Below are 14,221 nucleotides of genomic sequence, written 5' to 3'. Positions count from 1 at the left end.
CCGGTGGGCAGCCGACGGTCAGGGGCGGCTCGCTAGGCTGGTCCGGCGCCATCGCTACGAAGGGATCGTCCATGCCTGCTGCCAACCTCACCCGCGTCGAAGCCGAGGAACGGGCCGCGATCGTCGGCGCGCCGAGCTACGAGGTCGTGCTCGACCTCACCGACGACGGCGAGACGTTCCGCAGCGAGACCATCGCCCGCTTCACCGCGGTCCCCGGCGCCGCCACGTTCATCGAGGCGAACACCCGGGCGATCCACGAGCTCACTCTGAACGGGAGCCCCCTCGACCCGGCGGTCGTCAGCGACGGCGTGCGCATCCGCCTCGACGGGCTCGCCGAGCAGAACGAGCTTCGCGTCGTCTCGACGAACGCGTACTCCAAGACCGGCGAGGGCCTGCACCGCTTCGTCGACCCGGTCGACGGCGAGCGGTACCTCTACACCGAGTTCGCCGTCGCCGAGGCGAACCGCGTGTACGCGGTCTTCGACCAGCCCGATCTCAAGGCCGCGGTGCGCTTCACGATCAGCGCCCCGGCGCACTGGTCCGTGCTGAGCAACGCGCCCTCCCCCGCGGCCGAGCCGATCCCGGGCACGCCGAACGCCGTCTGGCGCTTCGAGACCGGGCCCGTCATCTCGAGCTACATCGTCGCCATCGTCGCCGGCCCCTACGCGAGCTGGCGAGGCAGCGCGGCGAGCGTCGACGGCCGCGAGGTGCCGCTCGGCCTGTTCACGCGGGCCTCGCTCGCCGAGTACGCCGACCCGGAGATGATGTTCGGCACGGTCGCCGCGGGCCTCGCGTTCTACGAAGAGGCCTTCGGCGTCCCGTACCCGTACGGCAAGTACGACCAGATCTTCGTGCCGGAGTACAACTGGGGTGCGATGGAGAACGTCGGCGCGGTGACGTTCAACGAGTCCTACCTGTTCCGCTCGCGGGTGTCCGACGCCCGCCGCGAGCAGCGCGCCATCGTCGTGCTGCACGAGCTCAGCCACATGTGGTTCGGCAACTCGGTGACGATGCGCTGGTGGAACGACATCTGGCTGAACGAGTCGTTCGCCACCTGGGCCTCGACGCTCGCGACCTCGCAGGTGACCGAGTTCACCGGCGTCTGGGCGACGTTCGCGAGCGACGAGAAGACGCACGCGGCCGAGCAGGACCAGCTGCCGTCGACGCATCCGATCGTCGCCGAGATTCCGAGCATCGCCGATGTCGAGGTGAACTTCGACGCGATCACCTACGACAAGGGCGCCTCCGTGCTGAAGCAGCTCGTGGCGTGGGTCGGCCTCGATGCGTTCCAGCGCGGCGTGGGCGCGTACCTCGCGAAGCACGGCGGCGGCAATGCGACGCTGGCCGACCTCCTCGCGGAGCTCGAGCTGGCGAGCGGACGGGACCTCGCGGACTGGTCGGCGCGCTGGCTCGAGACCGCGGGGGTGAACACGCTGCGCGCGGTGATCGACACGGATGCCTCGGGCCGGATCACGGCGGCGCGCGTCGAACAGACCGCCGCTGCCGAGCACCCGACGCTGCGGCCGCACCGGATCGCGATCGGCGCCTACGAGCTCCAGGACGAGCGGCTGGTGCGCGTGCACCGGGTCGAGCTCGATCTCGACGGGGCCGCGACCGAGGTGCCGGAGCTCGTCGGACTGGCCCGCCCCGCGCTGCTGCTCGTGAACGACGACGACCTCAGCTACGCGAAGGTGCGGCTCGACGACGAGTCCTTCGCCACGGCGCTCGACCACCTCTCGGCGATCGACGATCCCGTCGCTCGGGCCGTCGTGCTCGGCTCCGCGTGGGACGCCGTCCGCGACGCAGAGCTGCCCGCCTCGGCGTTCGTGCGGCTCGTGCTCGCGAACATCGGGCGCGAGACGCAGTCCTCGGCGCGCGGTCTCGCCCTCGCCCGGCTGGAGCTCGCCCTCTCGCAGTACCTCGCCGACGAGCACCGAGAGCGGATCGTCGGCGAGGCCGGCGACGCGATCTGGGCGCTCGCCGAGCTCGCCGACGCCGGCTCGGACGCGCAGCTGCAGCTCGTGAAGGCGTTCATCCGCGTCGCGTCCAGCTCCGCGCACGCCGAGCTGCTCGACGGGCTCGCCGACGGCGGCACCGCCGTGGCCGGACTCGAGATCGACCTCGACCTGCGCTGGGAGCTCGTCATCGCCCGGTCCGCGCTCGGCGTCGCGAGCGACGACGAGATCGACCGCGCGCTGGCCGCGGACGACACGGCGAAGGGGCGTCAGCTCGCGGAGACCGCCCGTGCCGCCCGCCCCGACCCTGCGGTCAAGCGGGCAGCGTGGGAGCGGGTGATGCGGGATGCCTCGCTCTCCAACGACCTCGCGCGGGCGATCGCCGAGGGCTGGCGCCGGGCCCGCCCGGCCGAGCTGCTCGCCCCGACGGCGGCCGCCTACTTCGACGAGCTGCAGGAGGTGTGGGCGAGCCGGAGCTTCAACATGGCCGCGATCATCGTGCGCGGGCTCTTCCCCGCCGCCCTCGTCGACGACGAGCTCGCCGAGCTCGCCCGCGGCTGGCTCGACCGGAACCCGGAGCCCGCCCCGCTCGCACGCCTCGTCTCGGAGAAGCTCGCCGAGCTGGACCGCGCCCTCGCGGCCCGTGCCCGCGACACCGCGTCCCTCACCGTCGATGCCCAGTAGCGCTCACTAGACTCGGGCCATCATGCTCGTGTTCGTTGAAACGCTCCTGGCCAACGGTGAGGACACCCCCGTCGACCCCGGATTCTGGACCGATATCGCGACCTTCTGGTCGGAGCACTGGGGCACCATCGTCGGCAAGCTCATCGCCATCCTGCTCATCGTCGGGATCGCGCTGCTGATCCGCTGGGTGCTGCACTTCGTCATCGACCGCGTGGTGAAGCAGATCGTCTCCGGGGTCAAGAAGAAGCAGGACGTCACCGACACGCAGGCGCTGCAGGCCTCACCGCTCGCGGCCGTGCGGCTCGTGCAGCGCACGCGGACGCTCGGCTCGGTGCTGCGCAACATCGTCAACGTGACGCTCTTCATCGTCGTCGTGCTGATGATCGTGAACACGATCGACAACACGCTGCTCGGCTCCTTCGCCCTGCTCTCGGCGGCGATCGGCGCCGGCCTCGGCTTCGGTGCGCAGAACATCGTGAAGGACGCGCTCAACGGCCTGTTCATGGTCGTCGAGGACCAGCTCGGCGTCGGCGACGTCGTCGACCTGGGGCCGGCGACCGGCATCGTCGAGGAGGTGCGGATCCGGGTGACCACCGTGCGCGACGTGAACGGCACGCTCTGGTTCGTCCGCAACGGCGAGATCCTCCGCGTCGGCAACATGTCGCAGGGCTGGGCCCGCGTCATCCTCGACCTCGCGGTGCCGTACGACGCCGACGTCGAGGCCGTCGAGGCCGAGATGCTGCGCACGGCCACCGAGATGGCGAAGTCGAGCAAGTGGCGCAGCCGCATTCTGGAGAAGCCCGAGATCTGGGGCCTCGAGTCGATCTCCGCCGAGGCGCTCATCATCCGGATCGTGATGAAGGTGCGCACCTCCTCGAAGGACGACGTCGCGCGCGAGCTGCGGGTCCGGCTGAAGCACTCGCTCGACGAGATGGGCGTGAAGCTGCCGAGCATGAACTCGGTGGTGCTCGCCGGCTTCGACAGCGTCACCCGGGTGAAGGGCGCGCGTCCGCCCCGGACGGCACCGAATGCCGTCGTCCCCGGTGCTGAGCCGTACACTCCCAAGGCGAAGCCGTCTCGCGCCGCGAAGCGACGCCCCGCCGACGACGAAGGGACGACGCTGTGAGCGACGCGAACGACCAGGCCAAGGTGCCGCCTGCCGGGGTGCAGCTGCGCGGCAGCGAGCACGGCCCCGGGCTCGGCCAGACCTTCTACGACTCGGTCGGCGGCAGCGCCACCTTCGAACGGCTGGTCGCAGAGTTCTACCGCGGCGTCGCCGACGACCCGGTATTGAAGCCGATGTACCCGGAGGAGGACCTGGGGCCCGCGGCCCGGCGGCTGCAGCTCTTCCTCGAGCAGTACTGGGGCGGGCCGGGCACCTACAGCGAAGAACGCGGCCACCCGCGACTGCGGATGCGTCACCTGCCGTTCAAGGTCAACCCCGACGCCCGGGACCGGTGGCTGGCGCACATGCGCCGCGCCGTCGACTCCCTCGACTTGCCGCCCCTCGCCGAGGCCACGCTGTGGGATTATCTGCAGCGGGCCGCATTCGCGATGGTGAACACCTTCGACGACTGAGCCCCGCACCGCCACCACCCGAAGCGACGAAGGAGTCCACGTGGCAGCATCCGACCGCACCCCCGACGCGATCATCGTCGGCGCAGGCCTCTCCGGCCTCGTCGCCGCCTCCGAACTGGTCGACGCCGGCCGCCGCGTCCTGATCCTCGACCAGGAGCCCGCCGCGAGCCTCGGCGGGCAGGCGCACTGGTCGTTCGGCGGCCTCTTCCTCGTCGACTCCCCCGAGCAGCGGCGGATGGGCATCCGCGATTCCCTCGAACTCGCGAGCGAGGACTGGGCCGGCACGGCCGGCTTCGACCGTGAAGAGGACGAGTGGGGGCGGCGCTGGGCCGAGGCCTACCTCGAGTTCGCCGCCGGCGAGAAGCGCGACTGGCTGCACGGCAAGGGCGTGCGCTTCTTCCCCGTCGTGGGCTGGGCGGAACGCGGCGACGGCCGCGCGCTCGGGCACGGCAACTCGGTCCCCCGCTTCCACATCACCTGGGGCACCGGGCCGGGCGTGCTCGCCCCCTTCATCGCCCGGGTGAAGGCCGGCGAGGCGGCCGGCCTCGTCGAGTTCCGGCACCGGCACCGCGTCGACGAGCTGATCGTCGAGGGCGGCGCCGTCGTCGGCGCGCGCGGCGCGGTCCTCGCCGAGGACGACGCCGAACGAGGGGCGCCGAGCACTCGCGACGTCGTGGGCGAGTTCGAGCTGCGCGCCCCCGCCGTCGTCGTCGCCTCCGGCGGCATCGGCGGCAACCACGAGCTGGTGCGGCAGTTCTGGCCCGAGCGCCTCGGCACCCCGCCGGGCGAGCTGCTCTCCGGCGTCCCGGCCCATGTCGACGGCCGCATGCTGCAGATCACCGCGGATGCCGGTGCCCGACTCGTGAACGGCGACCGCATGTGGCACTACGTCGAGGGCATCCAGAACTGGGACCCGATCTGGCCGAAGCACGGCATCCGCATCCTCCCCGGTCCCTCCTCGCTCTGGTTCGACGCGACGGGCTCGCGGCTGCCCGCACCGCTCTTCCCCGGCTTCGACACGCTCGGCACACTCGAGCATCTGGTGGCGACCGGCTACGGGCACTCCTGGTTCGTGCTCACCCAGAAGATCATCGAGAAGGAGTTCGCGCTGTCCGGAAGCGAGCAGAACCCCGACCTCACGGGCAAGGACCTGAAGCTGCTCGCCCAGCGGCTCGGCTCCGGCGCCCCGGCCCCGGTGGAGGCGTTCAAGGAGCACGGGGCGGACTTCATCGTCGCCGACACCCTCGACGAGCTCCTCGCGGAGATGCGGCGCCGCTCCCCCGACGTCGAGCTCGACATCGCGAACATCGCCCGCGAAGTGCTCGCGCACGACCGGGCGCTCGAGAACGACTTCGGCAAGGACGCGCAGCTCGCCGCAGTCCGCGGCGCTCGCGCCTCCCGCGGCGACAAGCTCATCCGCGTCGCCGCGCCGCACCGCTTCGTCGACCCCGCGAACGGTCCGCTCATCGCCGTGAAGCTGCACCTGCTGACGCGCAAGTCGCTCGGCGGCATCCAGACCGATCTGTCCTCGCGCGCGCTCGGCGCCGACGGCGCCCCCGTCCCCGGCCTCTACGCGGTCGGCGAGGCGGCCGGCTTCGGCGGGGGCGGCGTGCACGGCTACCGCGCCCTCGAGGGCACCTTCCTCGGCGGTTGCCTGTTCAGCGGACGGGCCGCCGGGCGCGCGATCGCGGCCGGCTGAGGGGCGGTCAGCTCTTCAGCGACCAGGGCCGCTGACGCACCAGCACGTGGCCTCGCTTCGTCGAGAGCCTGGTCCACGGACCGGTCTCGAACATCGACACCTCGTCATCGCCGAGGAAGCCGAGGCTGAAGGTCGCGAACGCGGCGCCCGCCGGAACGTACTCGAGCCCCTCGACCCCGCGGCCCCAGACCTCGGAACGGACCCGCTGCACGAGCTGCTCGCCGGTGCCGTCGGGGATCGCCTCGGCGACTTCGTCGATCCCGGCGCGAGCGGCCCGTTCGAGGGTGGCGGCGTCGGTGGACCCGATCGAGCGCCAGCCGCCGCGCGGCGGCGAGATGCCGGCCCAGGTCACCGTGCTCACTTCGTGCGGGCGCGACATGGTCACCGGACGCGACGGGTCGTCGGGGTCGACGTCGGCCTTCGCCCGCGCGATGCGGTCCGTCAAGGATCGGAGCGGCACGACGATGTCGAAGTCCTCGGTCTCCTCGAGCGCGAAGGTGCGCAGGCCGAGCACGGTGGGGGTCTCGTCGAGGATGCCGCGGGGATACAGGATCGCCGAGTACACGGCGAGGATGCCGGAACCGGCGATGAGCCGCACCGAGCCCTCGTCGACGCGAGCGGCGCGCTGCAGATACGTGTGCAGGTCGCCGAGCGACAGGCTGTCGGCGAGCGTGAAGTGCTGAACCATGTCCTGTCTAAACTACCAAGGGGCGGCGGCCGGACGGCCGCGCCGCGCGCTCGATCCGGAGCGCATCGGAGCTTTTCGCTGGAGGCACGGGTGAACGGACCCATCGACGGACTGTTGAGCACGCTCCACCTCACGAACACGGGCGCGCGCACCACCGAGGACATCTTCACCGGCCCGTCGCAGTGGATGCCGCTCGGTCGCGTGTTCGGCGGACAGGTGCTCGCCCAGTCCCTCATGGCGGCGATGCACACGGTCGAGCCCGAACGGGTCATCCACTCGATGCACGGCTACTTCCTGCGCCCGGGCGACGTCGAGCACCCCATCACGTTCTCCGTGGACCGCCTGCACGACGGTCGCTCGTTCTCCACGAGGCGCACGCACGCGTTCCAGAACGGCGAGCCGATCCTCTCACTCATCGCCTCCTTCCAGACCCGCGACGAGGGGCTCGAGCACCAGCTGGCGATGCCCGCCGACCTGCCGGACCCGGAGGGCCTGCCGTCCACCGCCGACGTGCTCGGCACGGTCGACCACGACGTCGCCCGGTACTGGGCCAGCGAGCGGGCGTTCGACATGCGTCATGTGCCCTCGCCCATCTACCTCGAGGTCGAGGGCGAGCGGGTGCCCAGGCAGGCCGTCTGGATGCGCGCCTTCGGCCGACTGCCGGACGACCCGAACCAGCACCGCGCCGCCCTCGCCTACGCGAGCGACTATTCGATCCTCGAGCCGATCCTCCGCGCGCACGGGGTCGCCTGGACGACTCCGGGCCTGAAGATCGCGAGCCTCGACCACGCCATGTGGTGGCACCGCGATGCGCGCGTCGACGAGTGGCTCCTGTACACGCAGGAGTCGCCGTCGGCGGCCGGTGGCCGCGGCCTGTCGCTCGGTCGGATCTACACCCGCGACGGGATGCTGGTCGCGAGCGTGGCGCAGGAGGGCATGGTGCGGGTGCCCGATCCGGGCGCCTTCGACTGAGCCGCGTCTCCCTCGGCTCGGGTCGCCCGCGCCGCCCGGCTCCGGCCACTCACGGAGCTGGACGCGCGCTGAGGATTCCTCCACGGCTGGCCGAGTTGCGGCAGAATCGGCTCACCGGCCCGCCGAGGTCGGGGACGAGGAGGTCGCCGATGTCCGATTCCACTCGACTCAGCCGACGCGCGCTCATCGCGCTCGGCGGCTCCGGCGGCGCGCTCGCGCTCGCGGCCTGCGCCACCGGCGGGCCCTCCGGCGGCACCGGCGATTCCGGATCGACCGGCGGCTCCGGCGCTGCCGGAGGCGGGAGCAGCGGCGGCGAGTCCGGCGCTGCACTGGCGCCGGGCAGCGAGCTGGTGAAGCTCGCCGACGTCCCCGTCGGCGGGAGCGTGTCGGCGACGGTGGATGGCGAGGCGCTCCTCGTGTCTCAGCCCACGGCGGGGACCGTGATGGCCTTCAGCGCCATCTGCACCCACCAGCAGTGCGTGGTCGCGGCGGCGGGGGCCGAGTTCGACTGCCCCTGCCACGGCTCGAAGTACGACGCCGCGACCGGCGACGTGCTGCAGGGCCCAGCCTTGCAGCCGCTGACCGCGATCCCGGTCGAGGTCGACGGGGACCGCGTCGTCGTCTCCGGGTGAGCCAGTGAACTACCAGATCGCGGGCCTGCCGCTGCACGTGCTGCTCGTGCATGCGGTCCTCGTGCTCACGCCGCTGTGCGCGCTGCTGCTCGTCGTGCTCGCGGTCTGGCCGCGGGCACGACGGACGCTCTGGCTGCCGACGCTGCTCGGCACCGCGCTGCTGCTGCCGATCGGACTCGTCACCATCGAGGCCGGGAAGTGGCTCGAGGTGCGGGTCCCGCCGGCGCCGCTCATCCAGGACCACACCGCACGCGGCGAGTCCATCGTGCCGTGGCTCGTGGGGCTGCTCGCCGTCGCGCTGGCGGTGGCCGTGTGGGCGCTCGGCGAACGGCGACTCACCGGCCGCGGGGCGCGCCTCGCGGTGTCCGCCGTGCTGGCGGTCGCGGCCCTCGCCGTCGGGACGGGCACCGTGCTGACGCTCGTCTCGATCGGCGAGTCCGGCAGCCGTGCCGTCTGGGAGGGCGGCTTCAGCGAGGATCCGCTGCAGCAGTGACGCGCGCGGCGCTCAGCGTCGTCGGAAGGCCACCGGTTCTTCCAGATACGGTTCCCAGGCGGCTCGTTCCTCGTCGGTGATGCGACGGGGGCGCTCGCTCGCGGCATCGACCAGCACGATCGTCGTCGACGCCCGCGTGTAGAGCGTGCGCGGTTCGACCCCGAGCGGCGAGTACACCTCGTAGCAGACGTCGAGACTCGCCCCGCCCATATGGCCGATCCAGAGCTCGATGTCGAGCGGGAGCCGCTGATACGGGATCGGCGCGAGGTACTCGACCTCCTGCCGCGCGATGAGCGTGACCGTCGTCGCGCCCGGCGTCGCGTCGAGCACGGCCGTGGAGGCGCCCACGGCGTGCTCGACGGAGCCGTCGTCGTTCACCCAGAACGCCTGGATGCGAGCCTCCTCGAGGAGGCTCAGCATCCGGGCGTTGTTGACGTGCCCGTACGCGTCCAGGTCGCTCCAGCGGAGCGGGGTCGGGACGTGCAGTCGCATGTCAGTCGCGGGTGAGCTTGCGGTAGGTGGAGCGGTGCGGCTTCGCGGCGTCGGCGCCGAGACGCTCGACCTTGTTCGCCTCGTACGCTTCGAAGTTGCCCTCGAACCAGTACCAGTTCGCCGGGTCCTGCTCGGTGCCCTCGTAGGCGAGGATGTGCGTCGCGATGCGGTCGAGGAACCACCGGTCGTGGGTGATGACCACGGCGCAGCCGGGGAACTCGAGCAGCGCATTCTCGAGGCTCGAAAGCGTCTCGACGTCGAGGTCGTTGGTCGGCTCGTCGAGCAGCAGGAGGTTGCCGCCCTGCTTGAGCGTCAGCGCGAGATTGAGCCGGTTGCGCTCACCGCCCGAGAGCACGCCGGCCGGCTTCTGCTGGTCGGGGCCCTTGAAGCCGAACGTGGAGACGTACGCGCGGCTCGGCACCTCGGTCTTGCCGACCTGGATGTAGTCGAGCCCGTCGGACACGACCTCCCAGAGCGTCTTCTTCGGGTCGATGCCGCCGCGGCTCTGGTCGACGTAGGAGATCTTGACCGTGTCGCCGATCTTCAAGTCGCCGCCGTCGAGCGGCTCGAGGCCGACGATCGTCTTGAAGAGCGTGGTCTTGCCGACGCCGTTCGGGCCGATGATGCCCACGATGCCGTTGCGCGGCAGCGAGAAGCTCAGGCCGTCGATCAGCTTGCGATCGCCGAAGCCCTTCTGCAGGTTCTTGGCCTCGAGGACGATGTCGCCCAGGCGCGGGCCCGGCGGGATCTGGATCTCCTCGAAGTCGAGCTTGCGCGTGCGCTCGGCCTCGGCCGCCATCTCCTCGTAGCGGGCCAGACGCGCCTTCGACTTCGCCTGGCGCCCCTTGGCGTTGGAGCGGACCCAGTCGAGTTCTTCGCGCAGGCGCTTCTGGAGCTTCTGGTCCTTCTTGCCCTGCACCTCGAGGCGCTCGGCCTTCTTCTCGAGGTACGTGGAGTAGTTGCCCTCGTAGGGGTAGAGCCGACCGCGGTCGACCTCGCAGATCCACTCCGCGACGTGGTCGAGGAAGTACCGGTCGTGCGTGACGGCGAGCACGGCGCCGGGGTACTTGGCGAGGTGCTGCTCGAGCCAGAGCACGCTCTCGGCGTCGAGGTGGTTGGTCGGCTCGTCGAGGAGCAGCAGGTCCGGCTTCTGCAGCAGCAGCTTGCAGAGCGCGACACGACGCTTCTCACCGCCCGAGAGCACCGAGACCTGCTCGTCGCCCGGCGGGCAGCGCAGCGCGTCCATCGCCTGCTCGAGCTGGGAGTCGAGGTCCCATGCGTCGGCCGCGTCGATCTCCTCCTGCAGCGTGCCCATCTCGGCCAGCAGTGCATCGAAGTCGGCGTCCGGCTCGGCCATCAGCAGCGAGATCTCGTTGAAGCGGTCGATCTTGCCCTTGATCGGGCCGACGCCCTCCTGCACGTTCTCGAGCACCGTCTTCGACTCGTCGAGCTCGGGCTCCTGCATGAGGATGCCCACCGAGAAGCCGGGCGTGAGCCGCGCCTCGCCGTTGGAGGGCTGGTCGAGTCCGGCCATGATCTTCAGGATCGTGGACTTTCCCGCCCCGTTCGGGCCGACGACGCCGATCTTCGCTCCGGGGAGGAACGCCATCGTCACGTCGTCGAGAATGACCTTGTCGCCGACCGCCTTGCGGGCGCGCACCATCGAGTAAATGTATTCAGCCATGTCGTCTACCAGTCTATGGGCCGGGTCTGTCCGATGAGGCATCCGCCGCTGCCGAGCACTGGGCGCACCGCCCCGTGGTAGCCGCCCGACTTCGGTCCGTACTGCCCGACGAGGCAGGCGCCCTGGAAGGCGACGGCGAACTGGATCGAGTCGGCGGGCTCGCCGAGGGTCGTCTGATCGGAGGTCAGCGACATCGCCGCCTTGTCGAAGCCGGCGGCGACGAGGGCGTCGATGAAGTCGCGCCCGCCGGCAGCGGCGTTCGCGGCGACGACACCGGCGTTCACCTGATCGAAGAACGGCAGGTTCTCTTCGGCCGAGGCGTCGGGCTGCAGCACGAGCGGCGCGACCGTGGTCGGCGGCGTGCTCGCGTCGGGGCTCGGCCGTGCACTCTCGCTCGGGGTGGGGGCGCCCCCGAAGCAGCCGGCCAGGAGGACCGCGGTCGCGAGGGTCAGCGCCGCTGCGCCCGCCGCCTGACCCACTCGCCGTCGCATCGCTCGCTCCTCGTTCGGGGCGGCGATCGCCGCACCCCAAGAGTCTAGGTGCTCGGTCCGGCGAGCGCCTGGAAGGCATCATCGAAGCCTCGCTCGTTCTCGCCGTCGTCGAGCTCTTCGAGCTCGTCGAGCTCGTCAGTGTGCTCCGCCACCTCGACGCCGGGTTCGGCGCTCGCGACGATCGCTTGCACTTCATCGTTCACACCGGGCTGGATGCGTCGCGGCCGGGTCATCGCCCAGTTGAGGTCATGACCGATCGCCTCGGCGTCGATCTCGGCCGTGGTGCCCTGGCGCTCCGCGGTCTGCCACGCGCGGATACGCAGGCGCCCGGTGACGACGACGTGCTCGCCTTTGCGCACCGAGAAGCCGACATGGTCGGCCAGCCTCCGGAACGCCGACACGGTGTACCAATTGGTCTCGCCATCGTGCCACTCGCCCCGCTCGCGGTCGAACACGCGTCGCGAGGAGGCGAGCCGGAACGACACGATCGGCACTCCCTTCGCGGTCACATACGTGCGCGGGTCGCTGCCGACGATGCCGGTCACGGCGATGTTGTCCTCGTTCATGGTCTCCTCGCTCTCCGGGCGCCGCCGCTCGGCGCCCTGGCGGCATCCGGAGCGCTCGTGCCGGGATCGCCCCGGATGCCGCGTGCGACTCAGCCTCTCGGGGGGCGATCCGTCCCTGCGGCGCGGGGCGCGCTTCTGTGGAGAACGCCGGAGCGGTGCGCGCGGGTGGGGACGAGCGCGCCCGCCCGCCGCCCCGGGCGATGTCGGCGGTCGCCCGTAGCTTCGAAAGAAGACGCAGGGCCGGCTGCACGAGAGAAGAGGAGCGACATGTCCATGACCATCTCGATCCGTGAGCCGTTCCCCGACCGCATCCCCGGTCTGAGCTTCGCTGCGGCAGCGCCCGACCTCTGGCGGGTCGCGGCGAGCGACGGCGCGCTGCTCGGCCATATCCGCCGGCGCGAGATCGGCGGCGTCGAGCGCTTCAGTTCGCGGCGCGTCCTCCCGGGCGGCCGGCAGGGCATCGAGCTCGGCGAGTTCTGGTCGCCGCGTGACGCGGCCGAGGTCTTCCGCTGATCCGACGACCCGGCGAAGCGGCTTCGTGGCACGCCGCGCGCACGCTCCGGCGCACGCCGGTGCGGCGGTTACGCTGCGCTCATGCAGTGGTGGACTGATCTCATCTCCTGGCTCGACTCGAGCGCCTCGCGGCCCGCGATCTTCTCGGCCGCCGTGCTCTTCCTCGCGGTCCTCGCCGCCGGACTGCTCGCCGCGTGGATCGCGAGCGGGGCGGTCAAGCGCGTGGTCGCCCAACGCGATCGCGAGCTCAAGACGGCCGCGATCGCCGCTCTCGTCGACGCGGCGACCGAGGCGTCCGTGTGGAACTCGCTGACTCCGCAGGAGCAGGTGCTCGCCGACCGCGCGGTCGGGCAGGCCGACATCCTCGTCCGCACCCTCCCGATCCGCGGCGCCGATGTCGCCGCGAACTGGTCGGCGCATCAGCTGCACGAACTGAAGCGCGCCTCCGCGACGTTCGGCTACCAGCTCGACCCCGCGGTGGCGGAGTTCCGCGACCGCCTGCTCGAGTGGCAGCGTCGTCCTTCACGTACCAAGCGCCAGTTCCAGAGCGATCTCGACCGGTGGCGCACGCAGCGGCAGGAGCCGGAGCAGACCATGCTCGACGACCAGGACGCCTGGGTCGCCACGCAGCACCACGAGCGGTTCCGCGACGCCGACCCCGTCGCCGACGCCCGAACCCTCCCGGTGTCGACCGCGGCGCAGCCTTCGGCGCCGCAGACCGCACCCACGACGCCGCTCGCCTCCAGCGACTCCGCGCGCTGAGCGCTCAGCCCGTCGCGCACTCGGGCGCCGCGGCGCTCGACGACCCACCAGTGCGGAAGCCCCGTCGGACCGACCAGGTCCGACGGGGCTTCTTCCGTCTCTCGTCGAAGCCGACTGCCGCGGCTAGCGCCACCAGCGGTCGAACTTCGACGCCGGCGTCTCACGCTTGTGCCGGCTCTGGACGAACCGGGCCTCGATGCGCTCGGCGACCGCGTCATCGATGTCGCGCCCCTCGAGGTAGTCGTCGAGGTCCTCGTAGCTCAAGCCGAGATTCGCCTCGTCCGACTGCCCAGGGTCGTCATCGAGGAGATCCGCCGTGGGGACCTTCAGGTACAGCCGCTCCGGCGCCTCGAGGACCTCGAGCAGCGCGCGTCCCTGGCGTTTGGTCAGTCCGGTGAGGGGCAGCAGGTCCGCGCCGCCGTCGCCGAACTTCGTGAAGAAGCCCGTGACGGCCTCTGCTGCGTGGTCGGTGCCGACCACCAGCATCCGCCGCTCCCCCGCGATCGCGTACTGCGCGATCATGCGCACCCGGGCCTTCACGTTCCCCTTGCCGAAGTCGCTCAGCTCCACCCCGAGCGCGTCGGCGTACTCCTCGTCGACCCCGTCGACGCCTCGACCGATGTCGAAGACCACGCGCTCGTCCGGGCGGATGAAGTCCAGTGCGAGCTGCGCGTCGTCCTCGTCGCGCTGCACGCGATAGGGCAGGCGCACGGCCACGAATCTCGCGTCGTGCCCGTCCGCCCGCAGGCCCTCGACCGCCAGTTGGCAGAGCCGCCCGGCGAGCGAGGAGTCCTGGCCGCCGCTGATGCCGAGCACGAGGCCCGCGGCGCCCGCGCGGCGCACGTAGTCCTGCAGGAATCGCACGCGCTCGGCGACCTCCTCGGCCGCGTCGATCCGGGGGCGGACGTGGAGTTCTTCGATGATCGTGGCCTGCATCGCTCGCATGCCTCGACCCTAGCGCTCGCGTGTTTCGACCGTGCTACGCGGCCGCGCGATACGCTCGGCGGCAGCG

Annotated in this window: 15 protein-coding genes; 9 read left to right on the top strand and 6 right to left on the bottom strand. The window is 71.4% G+C overall.

Features of this window, described 5'->3' with window-relative positions:
* Positions 1–71 precede the first annotated feature (71 nt).
* From pepN to MTP13_RS13120, 4 genes are read left to right on the top strand one after another with little or no spacing between them, the layout of a single operon-like run.
* The gene (gene pepN / locus MTP13_RS13135) at positions 72–2,639 is read left to right on the top strand and encodes an aminopeptidase N (RefSeq protein WP_243568183.1); all 2,568 of its coding nucleotides are present in this window, start codon (positions 72–74) and stop codon (positions 2,637–2,639) included.
* 22 nt (positions 2,640–2,661) lie between these two features.
* Positions 2,662–3,765, top strand: coding sequence for a mechanosensitive ion channel family protein (locus tag MTP13_RS13130; protein WP_243568182.1), 1,104 nt, complete (start codon positions 2,662–2,664; stop codon positions 3,763–3,765).
* A gap of 44 nt (positions 3,766–3,809) precedes the next feature.
* Positions 3,810–4,217 carry a globin gene (locus tag MTP13_RS13125; protein WP_243570830.1) on the top strand — a complete coding sequence of 136 codons (408 nt, stop codon included), beginning with the start codon at positions 3,810–3,812 and terminating at the stop codon, positions 4,215–4,217.
* A gap of 40 nt (positions 4,218–4,257) precedes the next feature.
* The gene (locus tag MTP13_RS13120) at positions 4,258–5,916 is read left to right on the top strand and encodes an FAD-binding dehydrogenase (RefSeq protein WP_243568181.1); all 1,659 of its coding nucleotides are present in this window, start codon (positions 4,258–4,260) and stop codon (positions 5,914–5,916) included.
* Between the two features lie 7 nt (positions 5,917–5,923).
* Here the strand turns inward: MTP13_RS13120 and MTP13_RS13115 are convergent, their stop codons facing one another.
* Positions 5,924–6,604 carry a DUF8185 domain-containing protein gene (locus tag MTP13_RS13115; RefSeq protein WP_243568180.1) on the bottom strand — a complete coding sequence of 227 codons (681 nt, stop codon included), beginning with the start codon at positions 6,602–6,604 and terminating at the stop codon, positions 5,924–5,926.
* 90 nt (positions 6,605–6,694) lie between these two features.
* Between MTP13_RS13115 and MTP13_RS13110 the strand changes: the two genes are divergently transcribed.
* From MTP13_RS13110 to MTP13_RS13100, 3 genes are all read left to right on the top strand, one after another.
* Positions 6,695–7,576 (top strand): acyl-CoA thioesterase, encoded by an 882-nt coding sequence (locus MTP13_RS13110; protein WP_243568179.1) that lies wholly within the window; start codon positions 6,695–6,697, stop codon positions 7,574–7,576.
* A gap of 149 nt (positions 7,577–7,725) precedes the next feature.
* The gene (locus tag MTP13_RS13105; RefSeq protein ID WP_243568178.1) at positions 7,726–8,208 is read left to right on the top strand and encodes a QcrA and Rieske domain-containing protein; all 483 of its coding nucleotides are present in this window, start codon (positions 7,726–7,728) and stop codon (positions 8,206–8,208) included.
* A gap of 4 nt (positions 8,209–8,212) precedes the next feature.
* Positions 8,213–8,701 (top strand): DUF2231 domain-containing protein, encoded by a 489-nt coding sequence (locus MTP13_RS13100; protein ID WP_243568177.1) that lies wholly within the window; start codon positions 8,213–8,215, stop codon positions 8,699–8,701.
* 12 nt (positions 8,702–8,713) lie between these two features.
* Here MTP13_RS13100 and MTP13_RS13095 read toward each other — a convergent pair whose 3' ends face one another.
* Genes MTP13_RS13095 through MTP13_RS13080 form a run of 4 tightly spaced genes read right to left on the bottom strand, consistent with a single transcriptional unit; the run spans position 8,714 to position 11,934 of the window.
* Positions 8,714–9,193: an acyl-CoA thioesterase gene (locus MTP13_RS13095; RefSeq protein ID WP_243568176.1), complete on the bottom strand. Its 480-nt coding sequence runs from the start codon at positions 9,191–9,193 to the stop codon at positions 8,714–8,716.
* 1 nt (position 9,194) lies between these two features.
* Complete coding sequence (gene ettA / locus MTP13_RS13090; protein WP_243568175.1) at positions 9,195–10,877, bottom strand: energy-dependent translational throttle protein EttA; 1,683 nt, start codon at positions 10,875–10,877, stop codon at positions 9,195–9,197.
* A gap of 5 nt (positions 10,878–10,882) precedes the next feature.
* Positions 10,883–11,368, bottom strand: a complete 486-nt coding sequence (locus MTP13_RS13085) for a DUF6993 domain-containing protein (protein ID WP_243568174.1) — start codon at positions 11,366–11,368, stop codon at positions 10,883–10,885.
* A gap of 44 nt (positions 11,369–11,412) precedes the next feature.
* Positions 11,413–11,934, bottom strand: a complete 522-nt coding sequence (locus tag MTP13_RS13080; protein ID WP_243568173.1) for a single-stranded DNA-binding protein — start codon at positions 11,932–11,934, stop codon at positions 11,413–11,415.
* Between the two features lie 273 nt (positions 11,935–12,207).
* On the opposite strand from MTP13_RS13080, the gene MTP13_RS13075 reads away from it, so the two are divergent.
* Both MTP13_RS13075 and MTP13_RS13070 read left to right on the top strand, forming a co-directional pair.
* On the top strand, positions 12,208–12,447 hold the full coding sequence (locus MTP13_RS13075; protein ID WP_243568172.1) for a hypothetical protein: 240 nt from the start codon (positions 12,208–12,210) through the stop codon (positions 12,445–12,447).
* A gap of 81 nt (positions 12,448–12,528) precedes the next feature.
* Positions 12,529–13,209, top strand: a complete 681-nt coding sequence (locus MTP13_RS13070; RefSeq protein WP_243568171.1) for a hypothetical protein — start codon at positions 12,529–12,531, stop codon at positions 13,207–13,209.
* Between the two features lie 123 nt (positions 13,210–13,332).
* Here the strand turns inward: MTP13_RS13070 and nadE are convergent, their stop codons facing one another.
* Positions 13,333–14,154, bottom strand: coding sequence for an ammonia-dependent NAD(+) synthetase (nadE, locus tag MTP13_RS13065; protein WP_243568170.1), 822 nt, complete (start codon positions 14,152–14,154; stop codon positions 13,333–13,335).
* Between the last annotated feature and the right edge of the window lie 67 nt (positions 14,155–14,221).

It is taken from the genome of Agromyces soli, from assembly GCF_022811605.1.
In the GTDB taxonomy this organism is placed as follows: Bacteria; Actinomycetota; Actinomycetes; order Actinomycetales; family Microbacteriaceae; genus Agromyces; species Agromyces soli.
This window is presented reverse-complemented; position numbering and strand designations above follow the sequence as displayed.